Genomic DNA, 6488 nt, shown 5'->3' on the forward strand with positions numbered 1-6488 from the left:
TCTCAATCATGGATTTAGTATGCGCGCTTATTATCTCGCTCGCAACAGATCAAGTCTTGAACGTGTTCAACTTTGGGGCGTACGCTGCACTTGAACATGTTCAAAGAAGGAGTGTCGATGAGTAGTCGCGGGATCGAGACCAGGGAAAAGCTGGTGGAAACAGCATTGCGGCTCTTCCGCGACGAAGGCTTCGCAGCGACGACCATGCGCAAGATCGCAAATGAGGCAGAGGTCTCGCTCGGGAACGCCTACTACTACTTCGCCAGTAAAGACGAACTGGTTCACGAGCTGTATCTCGTCATCCAACGCGATCACCGCGCGCGGGCGCTTCCACTCCTTCGCGAAGGTGGGTCACTGACAGAAAATCTCAGGATTGTTCTGCACACCGGACTCGATGTCATGGGGCCCTATCACGGCTTCGGCAGCACGTTTCTGCACGTTGCCCTGCCCACCACATCACAGTCCAGCCCGTTCTCGGCCGAGTCGACCGATGCGAGATCGATGGCCGTCGATCTGATGCGTGAAGCACTGGCGGCGTCGAAGCAGAAGACGCCGGCGTCATTGGAGACCCAGCTCCCCACGCTCTTGTGGCTCAGCTATCTGGGCGTGACGCTGCACTGGGTCACCGACGCGTCTCCGGGGCAAACTCGTACCCGATCCCTCGTCGACGGCCTGGTACCGATCATCGCGAAAGCGCTCACCCTCGCCCGGCTGCCAGTGGCACGAGGTCTGGTCGGCGATGTCGCCGCCCTGATGACAAAAGTCGTTTCTGCAGAGGGGAACACAAAACCATGAAGACCGTTGTTGTCTGTGGTGCGTCGGGTTACGTAGGCCAACACCTTCTTCGAACGCTCGAATCCAACGGGGTCGACGTTCGGACGATCGGCCGGGGAGGAACGAGCGATGCCACGTGGTCCGACGAGCACGGCGTCGCCGATGTACTCAGCGGCACGGATCTGCTCGTCAACCTCGCCGGCCGCTCCGTGAGCTGCCGCTACAACAAGCGCAATGCCGACGACATCTTCTCCTCCCGAGTGGAAACGACTGCACTGTTGGGTCGTGCGCTGACCCGCACGCCGCAGCCACCCTCACTCTGGGCGAATGCCAGTACCGGCACGATCTACCGAGACGCACGAGATCGACCGATGGACGAGAAGAACGGAGAGCTGGGTAAGGGATTCTCCGTAGCGGTCGCGCGAGCGTGGGAACACGAATTGTTCTCAGCCCCAACTCCTGTTCGCAAAGTGGCACTTCGGATGTCGATCGTCCTCGGAGCCGGCGGTGGGGCGATCAATCCGTTCGTCAACCTCGCCCGAATGGGCTTCGGCGGACGAATGGGCGACGGCCGACAGATGTTCAGCTGGATTCACATCGCCGACGTCATTCGCGCGATCATCCACATCTACGAGAATCCGGAGATCTCAGGCCCGGTCAATATCGCATCCCCGTATCCGGTAACCAACACCGACATGATGCGGATGGTACGAGCGAAACTTGGCCGACAATATGGGTTTCCGACGCCGGGCTGGATGCTCGAGTTCGGCGCACGAATCATCCGCACCGAGGCTGAACTGGTAACGAAGAGTCGCTGGGTTTCACCAGGGGTGCTCGCGGACAGCGGCTTCCAGTATCAATTTCCGACGTTGGAGTCTGCGCTGAACCAGATCGCTCAAGAGACCCCGCGAGGGCTGCTTCCGGTTTCACTCGGCTGAATATCCTGCTCTCCGGTCCGCCCGCCGTACGTCGCAATCTTGTACTCCGTCGCAGCCAAAGACAACGTGAGCTCCTTGATCTGCCGACGAACGGTGTCCCGGTGCTCGAGCAGCATGTCGAGCCTCTCCGGAACTGTCCCTTCACCGGCGTCGACCAGTTCAACGTAGTGCTGCAGGTCGCGAATCGCCATACCCGAGATGCGCATGCGGGTCAGAAACACCAGCCTGCGAATAGATTCCGGACCGTACACACGATGTCCGCTCGAGTCACGATCGACCTCGACCAGACCGATCTTCTCGTAGTAGCGCAGCGTATGTGGCGAGACATCCAGCAGGTCCGAGGCTTCGGCGATCGACATCGGCTCCTGAACGTCTCCTGCATCGACGAGTCGGTGAATCACCTCGATCGACATGGGCCCGTCCACTTCCCCAAGTGCCTCGAGTGCCTTACGCATCAAGTCTTCGGTAGCCATGCTTCTCAGCCTAGAACGGACGGACGGGTCCGGCAGCATCCGCGAAATCGGCGCTGCGAGCCAGGTCGGCCCAGACGCATACCTCGGCGAGATTCTTCCGATACGACGCGGAGACACGCTCCACGGCTTCCTTTCCGAGTGGCAGACGAAGTGGCACATTCTCGCTGTGCACAAGCGAGGTGATGATCTCTGCTGCCTTCTCCGGATCACCCTCCTGAACACCGTCTGCCGCAGCCATGTCCCGCAGAACGGGATCGAGCACATCACGGTATTCCGATGATGATTCGGTGACGCTCAGAACGCCAGGTGTGTTGAATGCCGTACGGAATCGACTGGGCTCGACGATCATCACCCGAACGCCGAACTGCGCGACCTCACCGGCGAGAGCCTCCGACCAACCCTCGAGAGCGAACTTCGACGCCGAGTACGCCCCGACGCCGGGAAACGACATACGGCCGCCTTGACTGCTCATCTGCACGATCGTCCCGCTGCCCTGCACTCGCATCGACGGGAGGACGGCGCGCACCAACGCGGCGGGTCCGATCAGGTGCAGTTCCATGAGATCCCGCAAGGTCGAATCGTCCACCATCTCCGCCGCGCCGACCATCCCACGACCGGCATTGTTGACCAGCACGTCGATGCGACCAAAACGCTCGAGCGCATATTCGACGACGCCCGGAGCCGCTGCGGTATCTCTGACGTCGAACGTCACCGCCAAGAACTGATCCGGATTCGCCGACGCAATATCTGCAACGGACTCGGGACGACGAACTGCAGCGACTACCGCGTCCCCCGATCGAAGTGCAGACAGTGCGAGTTCACGGCCGAAACCCTGAGAAACTCCGGTGATGATCCAGGTCTTTGTTGTCATGGTCGGCAACGCTAGGGGTTAGAGCGCGCTCCAACGCAAGCGTTGCTTCTACTGATGCACTACACGCCGGCCCAGAGCGGTCGTTCCCCGCGAAGGAAACCGTCGACGCCGGCTTTGAAGTCGTCACTGCTGTAGATCATGCTCATCAGATCATCGTTGTCGGCAATCACTCGGGTTCTGATGCGTCGCAGGGACTCCCGAATAGTCCAGACGGTCATCGGGGCAGCGGCAAGTAGATCGCGAGATACCTGGGCAGTCAGGGTCGCGAACTCGGACACTGTTGCACAGTCGCTGAGGAAGCCGCTCCGCAGAGCCTCGTCACTCGACATCACCCCGGCCCGAGCGACCAACGACATCAGACGCGAACTGCCGATCCTGTCCGCCAGCAAAGCCACGGAATGGATCGACAACGAGTTTCCGAGTGTGCGCGCGATCGGTAGGCAGAAGCGTGACCCCTGCGTCGCGATCCGCACATCGCACGCTGCCGACAGCAACAGCCCTGCTCCCGCGCACACACCGTCGATCACCGCGAGGGTGGGAACCCTCACTTTTTCGAGTTCGGTCAGTACGCCGACGAACCGGCTTTCGTAGTCGAGCCCATCGTGAAAGCTCGAGAAGGTTTGAAAGTGGCCAATGTCGGAGCCCGCCGAGAACGCCTCTCCCCCAGCACCTCGGAGAGTGAGTAACCGAATCTCGCGGTCGGAGTCGGCGCGCCGGCAGGCTCCGGCAATGGCGTCGTACATCTGCGGGGTCAATGCGTTGCGCTTTTCCGGCCGGTTGAACACGATGTCGAGGGTCTCGCCACGACGGATGATCAAGATTTCTTCGTGCGTTTCAGTCATGACACTCACGTTATTTCCGGTAGAGAGAAGTCGAAACACATTGCACTTGAATATCTTTGCGAATTCTCGATGCAAAGTTGCAGATAGTGCGAACGGAGAAGCGTCGACGAGGCCAGGAGACGGTGATGCCAGAACCGAACCTCGCCGACGCAGCATCAAAGGGGCGTCATGCCACGACAGTAAAAAGTGTCATGCCACGACTGTGCGCTGTGGCACGCCCGAATACTGGCTCAGCGGCCGGATCAGTGCATTCGACTGCCCTTGCTCGATGATGTGCGCCGTCCATCCGGTGATGCGGCTCATCACGAAGATCGGCGTGAACATCTCGACGTCGAAGCCCATGAGGAAATATGCAGGGCCCGTGGGGAAATCGAGATTCGGCTTGATTCCGGTGGCACTGACCATTGTCTTCTCGAGGATCTCGTACATCTGCACCCACTTCTCGCCGTCGGTCGCTGCCGCGACGTCGAGGAGGGCCTGCTTCATGGTCGGAACACGCGAATCACCGTTCTTGTAGACGCGGTGCCCGAAGCCCATGACCTTATCCTTGACAGCCAACTTCTCCGACATCCAGGCTTCTGCGCGGTCGGGGTCGTCGATCTCGAGCATGTCGTGCATGACAGCTTCGTTTGCACCGCCGTGCAACGGGCCCTTGAGTGTGCCGATAGCAGCGGTCACTGCGCTGTAGATGTCCGAAAGTGTGGACGTCACAACACGAGCGGCGAACGTCGAGGCGTTGAAGGAGTGCTCCGCGTACAGGATCAGCGAGACCTCGAAGGCCTTCACGATCGCCGGCTCCGGAACAGCACCGAAGCACATGTTCAAGAAGTTTTCGGCGAAACCCAGGTCCGACTGCGGCGCGATGGGATCCTGACCGCGCCGGCGGCGGAAATCGGCTGCGACGATGGTCGGCAGCACAGCTGTCATCCGCAGCGCCTTGGCCAGATTGGCCTTCTCCGAGTTGTCGTCCTCCGCCGGATCCTCGGCGCCGAGGTAGCTGATCGCCGTGCGGACAACATCCATGGGGTGGCAGTTGTCCGGCATCTTGGTCAGAAGCGAGAGCAGTGAGCGGTCGGCACGACGGGCCGCACGCTCACGCAGGCAGAGTAATTCGAGCTGCTCGGGAGTCGGCAGTTCGCCGTACCAGAGCAGGTGCGCAACTTCTTCGAAGCTGCAGTTCGCGGCAAGGTCCTGCACTGCGTAACCGCGATACGTCAACGAATTCGTCTCGGGCACTACCTTGGAGATAGCCGTCGTATCGACGACAACTCCGGCCAAGCCCTTGTAGATCGTCGGAATCTGTTCGGTCATGTCCTACTCCCCTCCAAGCTGAAATTGAAAATGCCACTGTCGAATTCGTTGTAGCGCTCGTACTCGAGAATCTCGTACAACCTGCTGCGATGCTGCATTTCGCCGAGCAGTCCTTCTTGCGTGCCCTCCGCAAAAATCTCGCGCAGACCCTTTTCGATAGCGAACATCGCCAGCCGAAGGGTGGTCACGGGGTAGATGACGGCGTTGAAACCGATCTCTTCCAACGTCTTCGCCGAAATGAGACTCGACTTCCCGAACTCGGTCATGTTGGCGAGGAGCGGAGTGTCGACCGCTGCGCGGAACTTCTCGAAGTCGGCCTCGGTGGCAAGAGCTTCGGTGAAGATCAGATCGGCACCGGCATCCACATAGGCCTTTGCTCGCTCGATCGCCGCGTCGATACCGTCGATTCCGGCAGCATCGGTGCGCGCGCAGATGACGAAGTTCGGGTCACGACGCGCCGACACTGCAGCATGAACACGGCGAACCATGTCTTCGGTGGGCACAATTGCTTTGCCGTCGAGGTGCCCACAGCGCTTGGGGTTGATCTGATCCTCGAGGTGCAGACCGGCTATACCGTCGTCCTCGAAGATCGTGACCGTGCGGGCCGCGCTCATAGGTTCACCGAAACCGGTGTCGGCATCGATCAGCGTCGGGAGGTCCGTGACGCGCGCGATCTGCTTGCTGTGGCCGGCGACCTCGGTCAAGGTTGTCAGTCCGATGTCGGGAAGCGCCAATCCGGCGGAATACGCACCACCTGAAACGTAGACACCTTCGAACCCGATTTCCTCAATGAGCTTGGCTGTCAGCGGATTGATCGCACCCGGGAGTCGTTGAATCTTTCCGGACGTCAGCCCCGCCCGGAAGGCAATCCGCTTGTCGGCTGCAGACGTCGCGGCTGCGATGAGGCCCGACATCAGAAAAGTCCCTTGGCGACCTTGGGAGCCCGAGCGAGAACGTCGTCGGAAACGGTGAAGGTCAGCTGATCGAGTTCGCCTGCCTTCAATTCGGCGGTGCGCTGAGCCGCGTCGAGGAAGCGGTCCTGTTCGCTCCGCTCGATGACGCCCTCGGCGAGGGTGCGGAACTTCGCGACGTACTGATCGCGAGCGAACGGACGTGCGCCGAGCGGGTGCGCATCGGCCACCGCAAGCTCGTCGACGATGACTTCGCCGCTCTTCAAGGTGATCTCGGCGCGAGCACCGAAAGCCTTCTCGTCCGGATCCGTCGAGTGGTAACGGCGTGTCCATTCGGGATCTTCGCGCGTGGAGATCTTGTTCCACAG

Annotated in this window: 7 protein-coding genes and 1 pseudogene; 2 read left to right on the forward strand and 6 right to left on the reverse strand. The window is 60.4% G+C overall.

The window, feature by feature from the left end:
- Positions 1-117: 117 nt before the first annotated feature.
- Together ACYP01_RS03940 and ACYP01_RS03945 are read left to right on the forward strand one after the other, a co-directional pair.
- Positions 118-795, forward strand: coding sequence for a TetR family transcriptional regulator (locus ACYP01_RS03940; protein WP_007731336.1), 678 nt, complete (start codon positions 118-120; stop codon positions 793-795).
- A complete protein-coding gene (locus tag ACYP01_RS03945) occupies positions 792-1712 on the forward strand; it encodes a TIGR01777 family oxidoreductase (RefSeq protein ID WP_338926064.1) in 921 nt (306 codons plus the stop codon). Before ACYP01_RS03940 ends, ACYP01_RS03945 begins: the two co-directional genes overlap by 4 nt.
- Here ACYP01_RS03945 and ACYP01_RS03950 read toward each other — a convergent pair.
- The 6 genes and pseudogenes from ACYP01_RS03950 to ACYP01_RS03975 all read right to left on the reverse strand — a co-directional run.
- Positions 1670-2185, reverse strand: coding sequence for a MerR family transcriptional regulator (locus ACYP01_RS03950; RefSeq protein ID WP_459678727.1), 516 nt, complete (start codon positions 2183-2185; stop codon positions 1670-1672). The two genes, ACYP01_RS03945 and ACYP01_RS03950, sit on opposite strands and share 43 nt — an antisense overlap.
- A gap of 10 nt (positions 2186-2195) precedes the next feature.
- Positions 2196-3056, reverse strand: a complete 861-nt coding sequence (locus ACYP01_RS03955) for an SDR family NAD(P)-dependent oxidoreductase (protein WP_459678728.1) — start codon at positions 3054-3056, stop codon at positions 2196-2198.
- Between the two features lie 59 nt (positions 3057-3115).
- Positions 3116-3898 carry an enoyl-CoA hydratase gene (locus tag ACYP01_RS03960; RefSeq protein WP_459678730.1) on the reverse strand — a complete coding sequence of 261 codons (783 nt, stop codon included), beginning with the start codon at positions 3896-3898 and terminating at the stop codon, positions 3116-3118.
- A gap of 189 nt (positions 3899-4087) precedes the next feature.
- Positions 4088-5209 (reverse strand): bifunctional 2-methylcitrate synthase/citrate synthase, encoded by a 1122-nt coding sequence (locus ACYP01_RS03965; RefSeq protein ID WP_459678731.1) that lies wholly within the window; start codon positions 5207-5209, stop codon positions 4088-4090.
- A complete protein-coding gene (prpB, locus tag ACYP01_RS03970) occupies positions 5206-6123 on the reverse strand; it encodes a methylisocitrate lyase (protein WP_459678733.1) in 918 nt (305 codons plus the stop codon). The genes ACYP01_RS03965 and prpB overlap by 4 nt, the downstream gene beginning before the upstream one ends.
- Positions 6123-6488, reverse strand: a pseudogene (locus ACYP01_RS03975) (MmgE/PrpD family protein); the annotation flags it as partial. The gene prpB and the pseudogene ACYP01_RS03975, both read right to left, overlap by 1 nt.

The organism is Rhodococcus sp. no. 34 (genome assembly GCF_054589475.1).